Below are 20174 nucleotides of genomic sequence, written 5' to 3' on the forward strand. Positions count from 1 at the left end.
GCCTAGGGCGCTGGTGTGGGTGTAGGTATGGGTGTGCTTGGTGCCCTGATCGGTGTCGCAGTGGCCGGAGGTGACCCTGGATTGGCCGGCAAACCGGGCAACGGTGTGTCTGGGCGCCGGCAATCAGTTTGGCCCGGTAGACAAAGGAGCAACACCAGATCGTAACGAATAAACTGGTTGCCGATATCACCGACATTCTTCACTTGAACGAAATAGAAGCCGTCAACTTTCGGTGAGAACTCAATTTGCGAATCGAGCGTATTTCCTCCCGGCATATCATCGTTGATATCGAGAATACTCACGCCATCACGATCGGCCAGCACCAGCACCGTGTCGGCTCCTGCTTGGGTGTCACTGTTAACCGTATTTGGTCCACGATACCGCCGGGTATCGGTGTAGATCACATAACGTTTACCGGCCTTTGCAAAGAATATCACCCAATCGGCATCACCGGTCGGACAGAGACGGCGATTTTCTTGCACCTCATTAGACGTAATCAGACGTGCTTGCTCAGGCAACCCGTCTGGCTCAAATATATCCAGACAGACCGTCTCGGCAGGCATTGGCGTTGGGCCATTGCTCTCATCGATCAAAACAATGACATACGAATAATCGTTGCCACCCCTCCCGGCAGTGTCACGCACTCGAATGTAATAACTGCCATCAGTCGGACTACGGAACGTAATACGTGGCCGCGTATCACGTGGGTTAGGATTGGCCGGATCGCGGTTGTAGAAATCATCGTTAAAGGCCAATCGGTTAAGCTGGCTATCGAGCAATTCGAGCGAGAGATCGATCCCCGATTGCATCACCGGTATATCAATGGTGTAAACCTTGCCCGCGACACCGCCAAAGTAGAGCCAATCCTCATCGCCGGTTGGGCAAATCACATGCTCTTGCGGAATCTGCACGTCGATCCGTTTCGCTTGGGCCGGCATATCGTCAGGTTCAAAACCATCGACACAAACAGCTCGTGCTAATGGGGTAGAAGTTGGAATAGGTGTTGGTGTCGGTGTAGCAGCGACCACTTGCACGATAATACGGAAAAGGGCAGTCACGCTGGGAGTACTGGTACGAAAAGCAAAAACATCAATGGTGTAGTTCCCCGGCACCGCACTTGGCGGAATATCGAAGAAAAAGGTAAAGTTTTGCGTTGCGTTCGCTGCGATAGCAATAGGTTGTCCGGGCGAAATCGTAAAACCGCTCCAGCCGGTCGGCAGCGTTGCTGTGATCCCAAACGTATCGGACACGCCACGATTTTGCAGGTTGGTATTAACCGAAATCGAAACTTGACCGGCTTGACCGCTGACGGTTGCAGATGTTGGTGTCCAAACAAAATCAATCGTTTGACCTAACGGTGCTGCACTAGCCGGAAGTTGTGGTAGGGCTGTCAGTACCATCAGTATTGTTACACAGATTGTGATGGTGAGGTTGCGGAGTTTCACAGAGGTTTTCATGCTGCTCGCTAGCTCCCTCTGCATACAGAGCGGCGGATACGGCAACATTATAAGCTGCTGCTTGCTTCGATGTCAAACATTTTAGGCGTAAAGATTCAGAAAAGCGGGATATAATTTAGATATAAAATATTGATGATTAAAGTATCTGTACCGCAGGTGAAGAGTTCGTTTCACGCAAAGGGCTATTGCTCAGCTACGCTATAGGATAGCGGGGAGTCGTTACCAAAGGCGCCAGCGCGGCGCAGGAGGGGCTATGAACATCGCAATTGAACTTATTCAGAGCTGGCGCTTGCTCGCTCGTTTTCGTGAGCTGATCAACGAGCCGGGCGTGCAACAGTTGATAATTCGGAATGAGAATGGCGACGACCTCATCGCGATGAAGGTCCCGGCGATGCTGGAAGGTTCCACCATACGTCCGATGTTGGCGGCCGTGAAGGCAATTGCTAATGAGTTGCCGCGGGTGACGATTGCAATTGTATACAACCCCGAGCTTGCCAGCGCGATGGGTGAAACCGATGAGTTTGATGGAGCGATGGATGTGGTCGAACCGGTGTTTGAGCGGTATTAGGCTGAGTATATGTTCTCTCACAGCATAGCAGTGGTTTTGACTACTGCTATGCTGTTTTCTTCAATTCCTGACGGATTCGGTAAACAATTTGAAAAGCGGGAATGCATTGCTGTAGGTAGCAAACAGCAACCACATTGGCAAACGCCAGCTTACAACAAACACAATGGCTGCTATCCAAGATAGCAGGGCATGGTGTTGAGGTAGATATGTCATACGATTTGGTATTTCTTGGATAAGCCATATGAGCAAGAATGTAAGGCATGTTACATGAATATTGATGAATCGGCCATAATCTGCTGCAACAATCATTAGTGGAACGGTGGATAGTAGCGATATTCCGATGAACATGATAATGGCTGCCAATCCTCGTCGTGGTATACATTGCCATAATCGGTATGCAGTAATAACAACAATAATAGGGATGAAACTCATGAAACCGGTGATGAGGTAGACAACACTTGTTTCAGGCGTAGTGAATAGTCTAACAAACTCGATACCTTGCTCGGTGCTTAGCTCTAAAAAAGAAATAGCACCGAGCACTTCGCCAAGCATCATACAATCCCGTGTGGGAATTGGTTGAATTGAGCTGCAAATCGCATTGATAGTATCTGTGTTTGCCTGTGGTGATCGAACGATGAGTCCACCGATTAACACCGCCGGTAGTAAGGCAACGGTTGTAGATCGTGACAATGGACCAAAATCCCGTTCGTAGATAATGGTAGCCGCGATGATATACGGTAAAAAAAGCACTAACATCTCATGAGACAGTACTGCGACAATACTCGCTCCACCAACCCATATTGGTAGAAATCGTAGTGGTCTCTTTGATAATCTCAAACTAAGAATAACGAGAAGGAGGATAATTTCCAAGACTAGCTCTTTACGAACGCCGAGGTGTGGCCATGTATAAAATGAAAGCAAGAGAAATGCTGGTGAGAATAATAGCGTAAATGTTATAGGTGATAGCTCGGTTGTGCGGATAAGGTAATAGGTTAAGATAAAAAATACGGTTAGAATTGTGGTTTGCACGAGAATAGTGAGTTGGGCGGTTGGAATCGATAATCTCTGGGTGATCTGGAAGATGATTTCGCCAGGTAATCCTCGTCTTACAAACCCACCTTGATAATTAATCAACCATTCCCCGATGAGCCATTCGTGCGGGATCGGTTGTTGCCACAGTAAGAAACTTAAAAAGATCTGGGAAAAATAAGGAATACTGACTAGACCAAATAATGTCAGTGCATGTGTTTTTCGTGATGGTGTTCTGTACTGAAGTTCATATACGGTTAATGTATTATGAGTGTGTTCCATGCCGACATCATCTCCTTTCACGTCTTATCGCCTCGCTCATAATCCTAAGCATGTACGTTACCGTAGTATTACCCTCTACCGTTAGTTGTTGGACTACGGTAAGGGTATCATAGCGTTGATCGCACTGCGCATTTTGTTATGGTATACTGTTGTATGCACAACAAGTGCTCAGTGAGGAGAAACCTATGTCTAGCCATGCCCCCGCCGAACTCGATCTGGCGGTTGCGTCGTTAATTATGGTGCGACCTGACGAGGATCGCGAAGAGTACGAAGAACAGTACGAAAGTGTTGCTGCCGTGCAGGATCAACTGCGCGAGCTTGGCATTGATATCGATCTCGTGAGCCAGCCCGGTGTTGAGATCTGGGAAGGTTCCATTGAGACGATGGGTGCGCTCTATCAATTAGCCCGTATGGCCGCCCATCTTGAGCGGGGTAATGACTTAGCCCCAATTATCGCCGACGGGCCTGTCCTTGACGACGATCTCGACCGAGCGGTGACTGATGTTTGGGATGAACTGGTGTCGAGTCGCTATCGTCATCTGATCAATCTCCAGGGCATTAATAGTTACTATCTGCCGGTTGATTTCGCCGATCCGATCTATTTGCCCTTTGAAGATGACGATGGCGAAGAGGATCAGGCATTTTTTGGCTCGTCGGTGCAGTTGTTGCGTGAGTTGTCGGAATTGGCCCCGCAGTTGATCAAGGCCGGCGTTTCGCCTCGTTCTGATGCCTTCCGCTGCCTTGAGGTACTCCGTGAGGCTGCCGACCAGAGTGTGAAGTGCGGACTTCCCATCATCGTTTGGTAACGGTTCCATGCAGGATGTGATCTTTTTTGAACAACGCCCCCGTCCTGACCGTGATCAGACGCCGCGTGAGCGGCGCTATTATGTATGGACGGTCGGTTGTCAAATGAATATCTCCGATTCAGAACGCCTTGAAGCGGCTTTGCAAGGTGTCGGCTATAGCCCGGCTGCACGGCCCGAAGAGGCGAGCTTTATTGTCTTGAATTCATGCAGTGTACGCGCTTCTGCCGAAGAGCGGATTCTGGGCAAACTCGGCGAGTTGGTGCGGGTGAAGCGGTCCTATCCCGATACCAAGATTGTGCTCTGGGGGTGTATGGTTGGCCCGAATAACCGCTCGATCTTCGCCGAGCAGTTGCCAATGGTCGATCATTTTGTCTCACCGTCGGCGGTCGATGAAGTAGTGGCACTAGCTCCGAACCCGATCTATACCCTCGATGAACCGGCGCTGCCGGTGCGGGACTGGAGCCATCCACCGGTCTCGGTGCATGTACCGATCCAGTATGGCTGCAATATGACATGCTCGTACTGTGTTATTCCACTCCGCCGAGGCCGTGAGCGATCCCGCCCGTTGCCCGAAATCGTCGAGGAGGTACGGCGGATTGTAGCGCGTGGTGCTAAGGAGATTACGCTACTCGGCCAGATTGTCGACTCCTGGGGCCACGATCTCCCCGGACGGCCTGAGCTGGCTGATTTGCTCGAGGCGGTCGATCCAATCCCCGGTCTGCTCCGGTTGCGGTTCCTTACCTCGCATCCGGCCTGGATGACCGACCGCTTGATCGAGACGGTGGCGCGCTTGCCGCGTTGCCAACCAGAAATCAATTTGCCGGTGCAGGCTGGTTCTGACCGCGTTCTTAAGCTGATGCGACGTGGCTATACGGTGGCCCGCTATAAGTCGTTGATCGCGAAGATTCGTGCCGCGATTCCGCATATTTCGCTGACCACCGATATTATCGTTGGTCATCCCGGTGAAACCGAAGAGGATTTTCGCCAGACCATGGAACTCTGCGCCGAGATCGGCTTTGATAAAGTGCATATCGCAGCTTTCTCGGCGCGTCCTGGAACGCGTGCCGCCGAGCAAGAGCAGGATCCGGCGCTGGCAGTGCCACCCGACGTTAAAGAGGAACGTCGCCGCCGTCTTGAACAGTTGCAAGAACAAATTGCTACCGAGCGCATGGCTCACTTCCTCGGTCAGACGGTTGAGGTGTTGGTTGAAGGTGAAAGCAAGGGGAAGTGGCGTGGCCGTACTCCCGGTAATCGGCTGGTCTTCTTTTCCCATCCCGCCGATCTGACCGGCCAGTTGGTTTCAGTCAAGATTACTGCTACCAGTCCGTGGTCATTGCAAGGTGTGCCGTTGCTCGACTAACAGGCCGAGACGGTTCAACCGCGCTAACCGAGTGGTCGCTCTCATCAAATAGAATCACGCTGTCGTCGCTCGTGGTGCCAACGAGTGGCGATCAATGGGAGCGCTGTGTTATCACACCACTAGAGATGCAAGGAGTATGACCTTGTCGAAGCAAGATGAAAAGTTGCGGATTCGCCGCCGTCTCCAAGAAAAAGCGATTGAACTGGCGGCGTTGAATCGCTGGCAAGAAGCGGCTGAGTTAAACCAACAGTTGCTGCGCGTGGTCGAAGATGCCGAGACGTATAATCGCCTCGGTAAAGCGTTATTTGAACTCGGTAAGTATGCCGAAAGTTATCGCGCGTATCAGAATGCGCTGCGCCTGAATGCATCGAATCCGATTGCCCGTAAAAATGTCGCTCGCCTTGAGTCGTTGTTGGCGCGTGGCATTACCGAAGCACCGGTTACGCGCTCGACGCGCCAGCAAGTTGATATGCGGATGTTCATTACCGAAACCGGCCGCACGGCACTGACTTCGCTGGTCGATGTGCAGCGTGGCCCCACCGTTGATGCACTGATTACCGGCGAGAAGGTTGAACTGCGCGTTGAGGGTAAGATGGTCTACGTCGTCGATCTCGACGGTAATCTGATCGGGCGTGTCGAACCTAAGCTGAGTCATCGGCTCGTTGAGCTGATAAACGGTGGGAATCGCTATCTCGCTGCCGTGGTTCAGGCTGACTCGCGCAATGTGCGGATCCTCATCCGCGAGATCTATCAGGATCCGAGCCAGCGCGGACGAGTCTCATTCCCCGGCAAGTTTGGCGAAGGTGCGACTATTCTCTCTTCGTTCCGCTTTGATGAGTACGAAGATGTCCTCGACGAAGAAGAGTTGGTCGAAGAGCCGGAGACCCTTGACGAAGAATATATCGGCGGCGATGAGGAAGATGAAGTCGGTTTGGACGAAATCGATCAAGATATCGCCGACGATGATGATACACTCGAAGAATAGTGCCTTAGCCGGTGAGTGGGTTTGTCGCTCGCTCGCCGGCTTCCCCTTGCGCTCACTCGTTTAGCTCGCTATACTACCTCTAGCGAGCTGATGATTGGCTAGTTTAAGGTCACTGCCAGCCCCAAGATATTACTTGCCCGGCGTTGCGGCAGAGAGGGTGAGTTATGAACTTCCGTCTGCATGAAGTTAATCCGTCGGTAACGACGCCCGGCACACCGGCACAACAGATGCCGAATATTCCACCTCAGCCCACGACCATCGCTGAGACAGGGTTGTCAATGGGGTTTTTGACCGATCATATTCTGAAAGTGATCTATTTTTCCGGCGCAATTACCGGCCAGAAACTAGAAGAGACAGTGAAGCTGCCGTTTCTTGGTGTCATTGATAAAGTTCTCGAGTTTCTTAAGCTGGAAGAGTATGTCGATATTATTGGGGCTGAAGGGGGGTTCAGCGAGCGCTCATTTCAGTATGTAATTACTGCTAAAGGTCGGAATAAAGTACACGAGGTGATCGACCGTAATCAGTACGCCGGTCCGGCCCCGGTGCCGTTACAACAGTATGTAGAAGTGACGTTACGGCAGAGTATTGGCGAATTGGTGATCGATCAGGCGACTATCCGTAAAGCCTTTAGCCATCTGGTGGTGAGTGAGAAGATGCTCGACAAGATTGGTCCGGCCGCTAACTCTGCGCGGTCACTCTTCCTTTACGGGCCGCCCGGTAATGGAAAGACGACCATCGCCGAAGGGATCGCCAATCTCCTTGGTGGCTTGGTCATTATTCCGTATGCGGTGGAAGTCGATGGGCAGATTATCAAAGTCTTCGACCCACTCAACCATCAGGTCGTGCAGGTAAATGAAGTTGGACACACCGATATTCCACCTTTACCGTTCAGTGGGCCTGCCGTGCCAACCACAACCTATCCTGATGCACGCTGGGTGGTGTGTAAGCGGCCCCGGGTGATGGTTGGTGGTGAACTAGAACTTGAACAGCTTGAATTGATCTTCGATCCGGTCTCGAAGGTCTATGAAGCACCATTTCAGATGAAGGCGAACGGTGGCCTCTTCCTAATCGACGACTTTGGCCGCCAGAAGTGCCGTCCGCAAGATTTGCTGAACCGTTGGATTGTACCATTGGAGAAGAAAGTTGATTTTCTTGCTCTGCAAACCGGCAAGAAAATTCAGGTGCCGTTTGATGTCTTAATTGTCTTTTCTACGAACCTCAATCCGAAAGATTTGGTTGATGACGCTTTCCTCCGGCGCATTCGTCATAAAATTGAAGTGCCAAACCCAACACCAACCGAGTTTCGTGCCATTTTTCAATTGGTGTGTAAGAGTAAACGCATCCCATACAGCGATGATGGCTTGCGCTACCTCATTCAAGAGCATTATATGAAGGTTGGTCGTGAATTACGCGCTTGTCATCCTCGTGATCTTTGCGACCAAATTCTTGATGAAGCAAAATACCGTGGCATTCCGCCGGCAATGTCACGTGAATTGATCGATCGTGCCTGCGAAGCGTATTTCGTCAAGCTCGGCTAAGGAGGTTGTTTCGTTATGTCACTGCTCAAGCGTCTTACCGGTAGTACGCCTCAGCCCGATCCTGCTCCGGCTGTTGCCACGCCTCCTCCACCGGCAGCGTCTGCCGTGACCCCAGCTCCAGTCCCGCCTCCGCCGGTAGCTTCTACCCCCGCTCCGGTGCGTCCAACCGTCCAAGATGCGACTCCGGCGAACGACCAGAAGCGGATGCTCGAACTGTCACTCTGGATCGTTGACCGTATTCAAGCTTCACTCGGTAGCCAGACTGAGTTGAAGCGTTCGCCTGAAACCGAACGTCTATTGCAGGAACGGTTTGCGCGGATCTATCAGCAGGCTAATGTGAACCTGTCCGATCAAGATGTCAAGAAACTCTTCGCAATGGTGTGCGATGAGTTGTTCGGTTTTGGCCCATTACAACCGTTGCTCGATGACGATAGTATTTCTGAGATTATGGTCAACGGACCTCACAAAGTGTATATCGAGCAGAAGGGTAAGCTGAAACTCTCGGATGTGCGGTTTGCCTCCGATGAGCACGTGATGAAGATAATCGACCGCATTATTCGTCCACTTGGTCGTCGTATCGACCGTAAGTGGCCAATGGTCGATGCCCGCTTACCTGATGGTTCGCGTGTTAATGCGATTATCCCGCCGTGCGCGATTGATGGGTCGACGATCACGATTCGTAAGTTCTCGAAGAATAAGCTTAAGGTCGAAGACCTGATCCGCTTTGGTTCGATGACCGCCGAAATGGCCGAGTTCTTGCGCGCCTGCGTGGTCTCACGGTTGAATATTGTGGTGGCCGGCGGTACCGGTTCAGGTAAAACAACTTTGCTCAACGTGCTATCGAACTTTATCCCTGAAGATGAGCGTATTATCACGATTGAAGACAGCGCTGAGTTGCAGTTGGCTCAAGATCATGTAGTGCGCCTCGAAGCAAAACCACCGGAGATCGATGGTACCGGTCGGGTGACGATTCGCGATCTGGTGATTAACTCGCTGCGTATGCGCCCCGAACGGATCGTAATCGGTGAGTGTCGTGGTGGCGAAACACTCGATATGCTCCAGGCTATGAATACCGGTCACGACGGTTCACTCACCACCCTCCACGCCAATACGCCGCGCGATGCGATTGCTCGTATGGAGACGATGTCGCTGATGGCCGGTATGGATATGCCGCTACGCGTGATTCGTGAGCAGATTGCCTCGGCTATTGACCTGATCGTGCAGCAAACCCGGTTGGAAGACGGTTCACGTAAGGTGGCCTATATTACCGAAGTGCAGGGTATGGAGGGTGATACTGTTGTCTTGCAAGATATCTTTAAGCTTGAGATATTGGGCAAGACGCCGGAAGGCAAAATCATGGCCGAATTGCGTCCTACCGGTGTCCGGCCTAAGTTTACTCCTCGCCTCGAGGCGCACGGCTTCAAGTTGCCGCCAAGTGTCTTCGGTGCGCAAATTCCGGGTCAGCGCGGTCGGGTCGGTTTTAGCGTGTGAAAGCGTCATATGACGGTGCGAAGACGCTGAGCGTTGCGATAAGGGTTGCGATTAGCCCACCGTATGCACAGCTTCTTCGCACCGTTTTGTTGTGTCTAGATGGGTGATGCAGATAATGGGACTCCCGATTGTCATTGTGGGTGGGGGCTTAGGTGGCTTAGCTGCTGCAATCCGTCTTGCGGCACGGGGCCGGCACGTTATCGTGTGTGAAAAGAACGAACGACTCGGCGGGAAGCTGAATCTTCATCAGGCCGCTGGCTATACCTTCGATACCGGTCCGTCGTTGTTGACCATGCCATGGGTTATTCGTGATTTATTTGCGTTTGCCCAACGCCGGATGGAAGATTATCTCTGTCTGGCACAGATTGAGCCGACGTGTCGCTATTTCTGGCCCGATGGTACTCGCTTTGATGCCTGGCAGCGTCTGCCACAATTGGTGCAAGAGATCGAGCGCATTAGCCCGGTTGATGTGCCCCACTTTTTTCAGTTTATGGCCCATACTGCACGGATCTACGATGCGGTTGCCGGCCCCTTTTTACTCCGTCCGTTCGATGGGCTGCGTGAATTAATCACGCTATCAATGGTGCGTCACGCATTTCGTATCGATGCGTTGCGCAGCGTTGATGCTGCTGTACGCTCGTTTTTTCGTAGCCCGCATTTGCGCCAGCTCTTCAACCGTTACGCCACCTACAACGGATCGTCTCCCTATGTATCGCCGGCTACGTTCACCCTTATTTCCTATATCGAGTTAGCAGAAGGTGGTTGGTATGTACGCGGTGGTATGTACCAGTTAGCCGTCGCTCTGGGCAGGTTGGCTGCCGAACTCGGGGTTGAAGTGCGTACCACAACACCGGTCAGTGAAGTAATCGTTGAGAAGGGATATGCACGTGGAGTACGGTTGGCTCATGGTGGTGTCCTGCCAGCAGCCGCGGTAGTTATTAACGCCGATCCGCAGTACGCCTACACCCACCTCATTCCCGGCGGTCAGCGCGAAGCGACTCGGTTGGCCCGGTGTGAACCTTCGTACAGCGGAGTTGTCCTCTTCCTTGGGGTTGAAGGGGATTTTCCCACATTGGCGCATCATACCATCTTCTTCAGCGCCGACTATCCATCCGAGTTTCGTGCCATCGTGCAAGATCGTCGTCCAGCACTCGATCCGACCATCTACATCGCTGCTACGTGCCGTTCCGATCCAACCCATGCCCCTCCCGGTCATATGAATTTGTTCGTGCTGGTGAATGCGCCTGCCGATGATGGTCGGATCGATTGGGAAGCTGTAATGCCGGCGTATCGCGACCATATCATCGCCAAACTTGAGGTAATGGGTTTGTCCGGTTTACGTCAGGCGATCCGCTACGAATACTATTGGACACCGCGTGATTTAGCTCAACGCTACAACACAGCGTTCGGTGCTATTTATGGTCTGAGTTCCAATTCCCCCTTTGCTGCCTTTGCCCGTCCTCCTCTCCGTGCCCGTCGCATCAAGCAGCTCTATTTTGTCGGAGGCGGCACGCATCCGGGTGGTGGAATCCCGCTGGTTCTGTTATCCGGGAAAGCTGTGACCACTCGGATTTTGGCCGATCAGGGGTCGTAAGGCTAAAAATGTTTTACAACACTGCCATGATTTGCGGGCGATTCTTCATGGTTTTTTAACTATACGATCGCTTATCGTAGAAATAATTGTGTTTTATCATCGTTAAATTACGATAAGCTACTTGATTCTACACTGTTGTAGTGCTATGATAAGGCCGTAGCTTCGAGAGGACATCAAAAAGCAAAGGAGGGAACACAATCACTTACATGCAACCGGAAGGCAAGCGCTATACCTCTAATGTAAAAGGTTATGTGTGGGTAAGTTGAGAGAGGTATAGCGTAAGTTCGGGGAAACGCCCTCATCAATATATGAAAAATGTAATGATGATGAGCGGCGGGGAGACGAACAGACAAGCGCCAGATTACTGCTGAGTAATCGGATGCTCTGCGAGCCATACGGTTGCTTCCCACACAAACTCACCGCGTTGGGGAAGAAGGAGCTGCTATCCCACGCTAGATGGTGAGGTTATCCGATAGCAAAAGCTGGCCCGGCGCAATATCTGCTGAAGGCAGAGCAGCTAAAGGATCTGTGCGGGTACGGTGGTTGTCACTCTCTGGTAGCCCTGATGAACTCTCGAAGCAGCGGCCTCTGTATGGTGGTAGGTAGGTAATAGGTTTAGCTTCTAGTCACAGGTGCGGCAGGTATCTGCCGCATCTGTGTTTTTTAATATATGTTATTAGGCCATCGTCCACCCACCATCGACCATCAGCGTCTGTCCGGTAATGTACGAGGCAACTGGCGAGGCGAGAAAGAGAACCGCTGCAGCGACCTCTTCCGGTTTGCCCAACCGGCGCAAGGCAATGATCCCGGTACTCCACTGCTGGATCGCCGGGGGGATCACGTTTATCAGTTCCGTTTCGATCATCCCCGGTGCGACGGCATTGACCGTAATTTGCCACGGGGCCGCTTCACGGGCGAGGGATCGGGTGAGGCCGATGATACCGCCGGCTGCTGCTGCAAAGTCAGCTTGGCCGGGAAAGCCTGATATACCGTACAAGGCCGCTATGTTGATGATCCGGCCGTAGCGTTGTTGCATCATCGGTCGCAAGACGGCGCGACAGGTATGGTACACCCCACTTAGGTTGGTCTGAATGGTTTGTCGCCAGCGTTCGCTGCTTATCTCACCAAACGGTCCATAATTGGCAATCCCCGCACTATTGATTAAGATGTCAACTCGTCCCCATCGTTCAATGGCTGCCGCAACTAGTGCATTGCCACTGTCGACTTCACGTACATCGATAGCAAGTGCTTGGGCGTCACCACCGGAATTCTGCACCGCGGCAACTGTGTCAATTGCAGCTTGTTCGTTGTGGTAATATCCAACGAGAACGCGGGCACCGTATCGCGCTAAACCTCGTACAATTGCTTGCCCAATACCGCCCGAACCGCCGGTGACAATTGCTACTTGTCCACTGAAGTCGATCATACGTATACCTACGGTTCTGTCATGCGTCGAATTATAAAGAAGGGGCGGTTTGTCTGACATTCGCCCTGCTATGTTTACGATAACCCAACAGGTACGTTGCCTATGAGTATCGTTGGCTATGGCATTACCCAGCCACCGTCTATGGTTAAGACATGGCCGGTGATGTACGAGGCACGCGGTGAGACAAGAAATCGGATAGCAGCGGCAACCTCTTCAGGATAGCCAAACCGACCGATGGCAATCGCTTGTAGTGCCCATGCGCGTAATGCTTCGGGCACCGTCTCTACCATATCGGTCTCAATATAACCGGGCGCGACGATGTTGACGGTAATGCCTTCACGGGCGACTTCCCGGGCCAATGATCGGCTCAGACCAATAATCCCGGCTTTCGCAGCAGCATAATTGGTTTGACCAACATTACCGGCTAGTGCTGCTAGTGAACTGACCGATACAATGCGACCATAACCGGCTGCTCGCATAGTTGGCGTAACAGCGCGACAACACAAAAACACCGAGGTGAGATCGATGTCGAGTACTTGCTGCCATTGTTCAGGACGCAGGCGAGCCAGCGGTGCATCTGCGGTAATTCCGGCATTGTTGATGAGAATATCGATCCGACCCCACCGATCAAGGGCAGCCTGCACCATCCCTTGCACCGCTTGTTCATCGGAGACATTTGCCTGATACGTGAGGGCATCGCCGCCGTTGGCAATGATGTCGGCTGCCAATTGCGTAGCCGCCGCAGCACTATGCTGATAGTTGATCAACACACGGGCACCGGCAGCGGCTAGCTCAAGGGCAGTTGCCCGCCCGATCCCGCGACCGGCGCCGGTAATAATGGCGACTTGTCCCTGTAACTCCATAGCAATCTTTACACCGGCTGCATTACAGTGAGTGCTCGTATATCCTCAAATGTCGCGATATTGATCAACCGCGCTTCTGGTGCAATCCGACGGATCAAGCCGGTTAATACTCGACCCGGTCCGATTTCGATAAAGGTTTCGACCCCCATTGCCACCATATAACGAACTGATGCAATCCAACGCACCGGGGCCACTACTTGCGCGACGATCTCACGGCGTACATCATCGGCTGAGCGGATCGGCTCGGCAGTTACATTGGCAATCAACGGAATCTCGAGATCGCGGACCGAGACTTCGGCGATAGCCTTAGCCATCCCCTCAGCGGCATCAACCATGAGTGGTGAATGGAAGGCTGCACTGACTTTGAGCGGAATCACCCGTTTGGCGCCACGACTTTTTGCCAGCAAGCTAGCGTGTTCGACGGCGACCGAGGTTCCGCTGATGACTAGTTGGTCAGGTGCATTGTAATTCGCAATCACCACAGTACTTTGTGACACGCCATGTTCCTGGAGAGTAGCACTGACTTCATCACAAATCTGTTCGAGTACATCGGCATCAAGCCCAATAACGGCTGCCATACCGCCTTCGTGGGCGGCGGCCATCAACTCACCGCGTCGGCGCACGAGGCGAAGCGCAGTAACGAAGTCGAGCGAGCCACCGGCTACTAACGCTGAGTATTCACCTAAACTATGACCGGTAACGGCAATCGGTGGTTCTAAGCGGTCACCTGATACTTCGCGCAGTGCTGCCAGTAAAGCGATACTTGTCGTCAGCAATGCGGGTTGGGCATTCTCGGTTGCAGTAAGGTCGGTCTCCGGCCCACTAAAACATAATTCACTCAACCCAAAATTGAGCGTCTCGTCTGCTATTGCAAAGATTTGACGCGCTGCCGGTGATACTGCGATCAAATCGCGTCCCATGCCAACCACTTGCGATCCCTGACCCGGAAATACCCATGCGATGCTCATGATATACTCGCCTTCTCCTTCCCTACCGGCGCAGAGTACCCCTTGCTGTGCGCCAGCATGCACTTACTTTGGTCAAACAGTTGTGATGGTGGCCGTTACCGACTCGGCCGTCCCCAACGCACGATCCCTGATCCCCACGTTAGACCACCGCCGAAAGCGGTCATCAAGACATAATCGCCGGCCTTGATCCGTTCCTGTTGAGCTGCTTCGTAGAGAGCAATTGGGATCGAAGCCGCCGATGTGTTTCCATACCGGTCGAGATTGATCATCACCCGCTCAGGCGGTACTTCCAGACGTCGTGCTACGGCATCAATAATGCGCACATTCGCCTGATGGGGAATTACGAGCGCAATATCATCGATGGTCAACCCGGCAGCCTGTACCACTTGCAATGCCGACTCACTCATCTCCCGCACAGCGTGCTTAAAAATCTCGCGCCCGTTCATGTAAACATACTGTCGGCCTTCGGCAAGCAGTTCAGTCGTAAGTGGCATACGAGTACCCCCGGCGTCAACGGCCATTAGGTCTTCGAGGTTACCGTCGGCGCTCAGGTTGGAAGCGATCAGACCCAACGGCTCATCGGTTGCCTCAAGGACGACAGCTCCGGCGCCATCACCAAACAGGACGCAGGTATTGCGATCGTTCCAGTTAATATAATGGGTAAAGATGTCGGCGCCGATCAGTAACAACCGACGGCTCACACCGCTCTTAATGAGGCTGGTTGCGACCGTCAAACCGTAGACAAAGCCACTACATGCTGCTGCTAGATCAAACGCAGTAGCACGTGGGATTTGCAGATTTGCTTGCACGGTGCAAGCAGTAGCGGGGAAGGGCCGGTCGGGGGTACAGGTCGCGACAATCACCGTATCGATTGTTGCCGGCGAGATACCGGCCATCTCGAGCGCCTCGTGGCCAGCAGTAGTCGCGAATGTCGAAGTGCTTTCGCCCGGGCTAGCCACCCGACGTTCACGAATACCGGTGCGAGTACGGATCCACTCGTCAGAAGTATTGATCCGTTGCGCTAAATCATCATTAGTAACCAAGCGATTGGGCACGGCCATTCCCCAGCCAATTACTGCCGCATAACGTTCCCTACTCACCCTCGCGACCTTTCTATCATACACTGAAGGGCTGCCGGCCCGATCATCTCGGCGTACAGCCCCCCTTATGCCTGTGAAACCACCTCTGCATTGCACTGGTGTGGTTACTTATTCGGCACCTACTTTGAGGATCTGCCGGCCCTTGTAATACCCACAAGACAGGCAGACGCGATGTGCCCGCATCAGCTCACCACAGCGCGGGCATGTCACCAGGACCGGTGGCGTCAGTGCTAAATGTTGTCGTCGGTTGCCGCGCCGGTGGCGCGAAACTTTTCGTTTTGGTACTGCACCCATCGTTTCGTTACTCCTCAGTGTTGATTGCGTTGTCGTTCCACCCATTCACGCAGCGCAGCAAAGCGCTCATCGGTGGTGGTGTCTTCTTCTTCAATGCCTTCTGACTCAACGGTATAGTTGACCGGTTGATCACGGTAAGCTGGTGCCACCGGATTCATCGGTAGGTTAATCAGCGCGTAGCTCCGAATTGCCTCACCTACATCAATATGGTGCAGCTCATCGAGCATAAACGGATCATCCTCTACCGGTTGTGGTAATCGATGCCCATTGACCACATCGACCACCGCATAAAACTGGTCGCTGAAGTCGAGATCAAGCTCGTAATCAAACGGTTCTAATGAGCGAACGCATGTCAGTGTCACAATCCCATGTACGGTTACCTGGGCATACACACCGGCTGCGGTACGGGTCAAGCGCAGGCGTCCGGTAATATTCCGCAGCGTCAACTCATCATCGAGCGGCAATGCCACTTCGGTGAACGAGATGTCACGTCGCGCTCCCATTTCTTCGCGCAATAACTGCGCGAGATTAAACCGTAATGCAGTCATAGCAATCACCTGTGGCGCGCCATTGGCTCCGCCACAAGCGCCAAATTATAGGCGAGAGGGCGGAGGGTTGTCAAGCGCCTGGTTGACGTTCATCTAGAGCGTGCAGACCATTCCGCACGCTTGTGAGCAGCTTGCTCAGACGCTCATCGAGTTCTTCCAGCACTTGTCGGGCATATGCATCGGCGCCGGCTCGTACTTCGGCAGCTTCCTGTTCGGCCTGTTGCAACAAACGGACCCGTTCTGCTTCTACTGCTGCCAGGAGACCGCGTTCGCTCAGCACTTCTTGCACACGGGCTTGAGCAGCGGCGAGCAATTGCTCTTGTTCGGCAATGATCCGGCGCGCACGCCGGATTTCTTCTGGAATGACCGTACGCATCTGATCGATGATCTCCAGCACCCGACTCTCATCGATCAAGGTGCGTCCACCGCTCAGTGGAAGCCGAACACCGGCAGCGATCACCTCTTCTAGCTCATCAATCAGATCATCAAGCTCGATGGCGATCACCCCCTCTGCGCGAACTTTTCTCGTAAGGCTGCCACCACTACCGGTGGGGTAAATTCCACCGGGTCGCGGCCAAGGCTGGCCATTTCGCGTACCGCGGTTGAACTGATATGGGCAAATGGCCGTCCTGCCATCAACACAACCACCTCAATACCGGGATCGATCGTCTGGTTAACTTGAGCCATTTGAAACTCGGCCTCAAAGTCACTCCCAGCGCGTAAGCCGCGCACAATGGCACACGCGCCAACTTGGCGGGCAAATTCGACCGTTAAGATATTGTAGCTCATGGCTTCGACGTGATCGAGGTCGGCTGTAGCGGCCCGTAACAAGTGTAACCGCTCTTCGGTTGAGAAGAGCAAGCGCTTTTGTGGCCGGTCGAACACTGCCATAATCACCCGATCGAAAATGCGCGTTGCCCGTCGGGCAATATCGAGGTGAGCATACGTAACCGGATCGAAACTGCCGGGATAGATCGCGATGCGCATAGCTTACCCTGCTGGGGTCGGCGAAGCCGAGGCCGTGAGTTCATAAATCGAGAAACAGGAATCACCAAGTCGGCGATACTTGATCCGGTGGAGGCCGGGATAGATGTCGGCAAGTTCAACCCGTGGTGAATGACCGACGATCAATAAACTACCTTCCTTACCTACATCGCTCTGGGCAACGAGCTGAATCGTTGCTTCAATCGCTGGATCGGCATATGGTGGGTCCATGATGATTATATCATAGCACCTGACCCCTCGCTGCCGATGCAAGAAGCGATCGACCGGCATTTGGTAGATGCGTCCCTGTTGCTCAAAGTGTGTGTGGCGCAGATTATCGGCGATAATGGTGCAGACGTGCGCATTTCGTTCCACGAAATCGGCGCTGTCGGCGCCGCGTGAGAGACATTCAATACCGAGCGAACCGGTTCCGGCGTAGAGATCGAGGACGGCACCACGGATCGGCCCATAGCCTTCGAGTACCGAAAACAACGCCTCTTTGACCCGATCCAGCATTGGTCGGGTACCTAGCCCTTTTGGGGCTTTCAGGCGATGTCCTTTGGCTTTTCCGGTAATGACGCGCATAGTTGTCATAATGCACGGCAGACGGTTATGTCCGACCGTCTGCCGCTTAGCATCATTGTGATGAGGTCTGTACTCGATCTACTCACAGTGCTGAAGCCATAGGCGTAGGGATACCGTAGTACGGCCCTCGCACCTACGTCATCGCCAGCACAATCTCCCGTGCGTCATAATGTCGCACTAGCGCTTGGTATACTGTGGCGCTTTGCGTGCGCGCTTGAGACCAGCCTTCTTACGCTCTTTGGCACGCGGATCGCGTGTAAGCAGACCGGCCTGCTTGAGGACTGGGCGCAACCCACTGTCGTAATCGAGCAGGGCACGGGCAATCCCATGACGTACCGCACCGACTTGTCCAGAGACACCACCCCCCTTGACTTTCACCAGCACATTGAATGTATTCAGATGGTTGGTCAAGACGAGCGGCATCTGGAGTTCATGCTGAAACAAATCTCGCTTACCGAAATAGTCTTCCGGTTTTTTGCCATTAACGATCATATCCCCCCTGCCGGGGAAGAGGCGCACACGCGCCACCGCCGTTTTTCGGCGGCCGGTGCCCTGATAGTAGCGCTTGCCTTCCATTCCTTCTCCTCACCACCTATGCGCCAACGCGGCGCTTCGTCGTTGCCTGCATGCGAGGTGCAATCACCGTATCATCGATCGCCCGTGCCGCTTTAGCGCGGAATGTAGGGCTTAGGCTGCTGCGCGGCATGCGGGTGGTTTGGCCCGGCGTAGATGCGCAGCTTGCTGAGTAATCGGCGGCCCATGCGGTTCTTGGGAAGCATGCGCTTCACCGCAAGGCGCAGGATGCGCTCCGGGTGTTTGGCCAGCATCACCTTGTACGGGATTTCTTTAAGACCACCCGGATAGCCGCTATGGCGGTAGTAGATCTTCTGCTCAGGCTTGCGCCCGGTCAGGACAATCTTTTCGGCATTGACCACAATCACGAAATCACCACCATCAATAGATGGTGTAAAGGTCGGCTTGTGTTTGCCGCGCAGGAGCGTACTGATTTGTGTCGCCAGCCGACCGAGCACTTTACCACTCGCATCGATGACGTACCAGTCGCGCTGCACTTCTGACGGTTTCTGATGATAGGTCTTCACAGCACCTATTCCTCGTGTACGTAGGACGAAGGCTGTTCGACCTTCGTCGCGCCTTGTTGCCGTTCTAATGGTTCTACCCAGCGGATGAGGCCGGGTGGATAACGTACCGCTGTTAATGTCAGCCCATGTGCCGGAGCGGTCGGACCGGCTAGTCGGCGATCACGACCGGCTAACACCTCACCAAACTGATCGACGGTCATCCGTCCACGCCCCACAAGGAGCAACGTCCCGACGATCATCCGCACCATATGCTGAAGAAACGCATTAGCCGCTAATTCAATCGCGAGTAAGCGCCGGTCAAACCAGACCCGTTCAACAATCCGAGTCCAATACATCGTTCGTACCGTTGATCGTTGGCTCGGCGTTGCCGTCGTAAACGCGGCAAAATCGTGCGTTCCCTCTAGCAGCTTCAGCGCAGTCGCCATTGCCGTCACATCAAGTGTTCCGGCATAATGCAACGCCTGATGGCGTAGTTGTGGCAATGGCGCCGGCGCACAATCGATCACGTAGCGATATTCACGCTCGATCGCGCTGTATCTTGCATGAAAATCGCGTACCGCTTCACCGACATTTTGCACCGTCACATCGGTTGGCAAGTGGGCGTTCAAACCACGCCAGATCGTTGCCAACGAATGACGGGTCGCAGTTTGCACATGGGCTACCTGACCTGAGGCGTGGACACCGGCATCGGTACGTCCTGCCAATACAATCCGGCGTTGCTCTTGGGTTAATGCCTCCCAAGCTGCCTCGATTGCACCTTGGACGGTACGAACATCGGTTTGCCACTGTGAACCGGCGAAATCTGTGCCGTCGTAGGCCAGCAGCAGTGCAATCGTGCGCATCAGATCAACTCGATCAAAGCCATCTCGGCTCCATCACCACGACGTGGGCCGAGTTTGGTAATGCGAGTATAGCCTCCGTTGCGTCCGCCATAGGTCGTCGGCGCAAAGGTAAATAGCTTGCGCATAGCGTTCTTGCTGGCCAGCTTCGAGAGCGCCATCCGACGCGCATGTGGGGTATCTTCACGGGCAATCGAGATCAAGTGCTCGATTTCCGGCTGGACGGCCCGCGCTTTGGCCAGCGTTGTCTTAATCTTCTTGTGTTCGATCAGAGCGATCATCAGGTTGCGGTAGAGCGCCTTGCGGTGCTCATACGATCGCCCCAATAATTTTCCGGCATGACGGTGTCGCATGGTC

The 20174-nt window shown here is 53.4% G+C and carries 22 protein-coding genes; 7 read left to right on the forward strand and 15 right to left on the reverse strand.

Annotated features, from left to right (window positions below):
- Positions 1-2: 2 nt before the first annotated feature.
- Positions 3-1457 (reverse strand): PPC domain-containing protein, encoded by a 1455-nt coding sequence (locus AC01ZF_RS06095; protein ID WP_424675935.1) that lies wholly within the window; start codon positions 1455-1457, stop codon positions 3-5.
- Between the two features lie 253 nt (positions 1458-1710).
- On the opposite strand from AC01ZF_RS06095, the gene AC01ZF_RS06100 reads away from it, so the two are divergent.
- Positions 1711-2025 (forward strand): DUF4342 domain-containing protein, encoded by a 315-nt coding sequence (locus AC01ZF_RS06100; RefSeq protein ID WP_428132048.1) that lies wholly within the window; start codon positions 1711-1713, stop codon positions 2023-2025.
- A gap of 60 nt (positions 2026-2085) precedes the next feature.
- Here the strand turns inward: AC01ZF_RS06100 and AC01ZF_RS06105 are convergent, their stop codons facing one another.
- Positions 2086-3336, reverse strand: a complete 1251-nt coding sequence (locus AC01ZF_RS06105; protein ID WP_476575207.1) for a hypothetical protein — start codon at positions 3334-3336, stop codon at positions 2086-2088.
- Positions 3337-3521: 185 nt separating this feature from the next.
- On the opposite strand from AC01ZF_RS06105, the gene AC01ZF_RS06110 reads away from it, so the two are divergent.
- From AC01ZF_RS06110 to AC01ZF_RS06135, 6 genes are all read left to right on the forward strand, one after another.
- Entirely contained in the window at positions 3522-4142 is a 621-nt protein-coding gene (locus AC01ZF_RS06110) for a hypothetical protein (protein ID WP_424675938.1), read from the forward strand.
- A 7-nt stretch (positions 4143-4149) separates the two neighbouring features.
- A complete protein-coding gene (gene miaB, locus AC01ZF_RS06115; protein ID WP_476575208.1) occupies positions 4150-5502 on the forward strand; it encodes a tRNA (N6-isopentenyl adenosine(37)-C2)-methylthiotransferase MiaB in 1353 nt (450 codons plus the stop codon).
- Positions 5503-5638: 136 nt separating this feature from the next.
- Complete coding sequence (locus tag AC01ZF_RS06120; protein WP_424675940.1) at positions 5639-6487, forward strand: tetratricopeptide repeat protein; 849 nt, start codon at positions 5639-5641, stop codon at positions 6485-6487.
- A gap of 164 nt (positions 6488-6651) precedes the next feature.
- Complete coding sequence (locus AC01ZF_RS06125) at positions 6652-8025, forward strand: ATP-binding protein (RefSeq protein WP_424675941.1); 1374 nt, start codon at positions 6652-6654, stop codon at positions 8023-8025.
- Positions 8026-8040: 15 nt separating this feature from the next.
- Positions 8041-9516 carry a TadA family conjugal transfer-associated ATPase gene (locus tag AC01ZF_RS06130; protein WP_428111478.1) on the forward strand — a complete coding sequence of 492 codons (1476 nt, stop codon included), beginning with the start codon at positions 8041-8043 and terminating at the stop codon, positions 9514-9516.
- A 106-nt stretch (positions 9517-9622) separates the two neighbouring features.
- Positions 9623-11110, forward strand: coding sequence for a phytoene desaturase family protein (locus AC01ZF_RS06135; protein WP_424675943.1), 1488 nt, complete (start codon positions 9623-9625; stop codon positions 11108-11110).
- Positions 11111-11786: 676 nt separating this feature from the next.
- Here AC01ZF_RS06135 and AC01ZF_RS06140 read toward each other — a convergent pair.
- The 13 genes from AC01ZF_RS06140 to rplQ all read right to left on the reverse strand — a co-directional run bounded on the left by AC01ZF_RS06140 (position 11787) and on the right by rplQ (position 20170).
- The gene (locus tag AC01ZF_RS06140; protein WP_424675944.1) at positions 11787-12536 is read right to left on the reverse strand and encodes a 3-oxoacyl-ACP reductase family protein; all 750 of its coding nucleotides are present in this window, start codon (positions 12534-12536) and stop codon (positions 11787-11789) included.
- Between the two features lie 116 nt (positions 12537-12652).
- Positions 12653-13399, reverse strand: coding sequence for a 3-oxoacyl-ACP reductase family protein (locus AC01ZF_RS06145; protein WP_424675945.1), 747 nt, complete (start codon positions 13397-13399; stop codon positions 12653-12655).
- Between the two features lie 8 nt (positions 13400-13407).
- Positions 13408-14367 (reverse strand): ACP S-malonyltransferase, encoded by a 960-nt coding sequence (fabD, locus tag AC01ZF_RS06150; RefSeq protein WP_424675946.1) that lies wholly within the window; start codon positions 14365-14367, stop codon positions 13408-13410.
- Positions 14368-14462: 95 nt separating this feature from the next.
- Entirely contained in the window at positions 14463-15467 is a 1005-nt protein-coding gene (locus AC01ZF_RS06155; RefSeq protein ID WP_424675947.1) for a beta-ketoacyl-ACP synthase III, read from the reverse strand.
- Between the two features lie 108 nt (positions 15468-15575).
- On the reverse strand, positions 15576-15806 hold the full coding sequence (gene rpmF, locus AC01ZF_RS06160; protein ID WP_476575209.1) for a 50S ribosomal protein L32: 231 nt from the start codon (positions 15804-15806) through the stop codon (positions 15576-15578).
- Complete coding sequence (locus AC01ZF_RS06165) at positions 15776-16309, reverse strand: YceD family protein (RefSeq protein WP_424675949.1); 534 nt, start codon at positions 16307-16309, stop codon at positions 15776-15778. The genes rpmF and AC01ZF_RS06165 overlap by 31 nt, the downstream gene beginning before the upstream one ends.
- 70 nt (positions 16310-16379) lie before the next feature.
- Positions 16380-16814, reverse strand: coding sequence for an SPFH domain-containing protein (locus AC01ZF_RS06170; RefSeq protein WP_424675950.1), 435 nt, complete (start codon positions 16812-16814; stop codon positions 16380-16382).
- Positions 16811-17296, reverse strand: a complete 486-nt coding sequence (coaD, locus tag AC01ZF_RS06175) for a pantetheine-phosphate adenylyltransferase (protein WP_424675951.1) — start codon at positions 17294-17296, stop codon at positions 16811-16813. The genes AC01ZF_RS06170 and coaD overlap by 4 nt, the downstream gene beginning before the upstream one ends.
- Positions 17297-17299: 3 nt before the next feature.
- A complete protein-coding gene (rsmD, locus tag AC01ZF_RS06180) occupies positions 17300-17887 on the reverse strand; it encodes a 16S rRNA (guanine(966)-N(2))-methyltransferase RsmD (protein ID WP_476575210.1) in 588 nt (195 codons plus the stop codon).
- Positions 17888-18055: 168 nt separating this feature from the next.
- Positions 18056-18454: a 30S ribosomal protein S9 gene (gene rpsI, locus AC01ZF_RS06185; RefSeq protein ID WP_424675952.1), complete on the reverse strand. Its 399-nt coding sequence runs from the start codon at positions 18452-18454 to the stop codon at positions 18056-18058.
- Positions 18455-18546: 92 nt separating this feature from the next.
- A complete protein-coding gene (gene rplM / locus AC01ZF_RS06190) occupies positions 18547-18978 on the reverse strand; it encodes a 50S ribosomal protein L13 (RefSeq protein WP_424675953.1) in 432 nt (143 codons plus the stop codon).
- A 5-nt stretch (positions 18979-18983) separates the two neighbouring features.
- On the reverse strand, positions 18984-19820 hold the full coding sequence (gene truA, locus AC01ZF_RS06195; RefSeq protein ID WP_424675954.1) for a tRNA pseudouridine(38-40) synthase TruA: 837 nt from the start codon (positions 19818-19820) through the stop codon (positions 18984-18986).
- Positions 19820-20170 carry a 50S ribosomal protein L17 gene (gene rplQ, locus AC01ZF_RS06200; RefSeq protein ID WP_015941712.1) on the reverse strand — a complete coding sequence of 117 codons (351 nt, stop codon included), beginning with the start codon at positions 20168-20170 and terminating at the stop codon, positions 19820-19822. Before rplQ ends, truA begins: the two co-directional genes overlap by 1 nt.
- Positions 20171-20174: the final 4 nt, after the last annotated feature.

It is taken from the genome of Chloroflexus sp., from assembly GCF_056331925.1.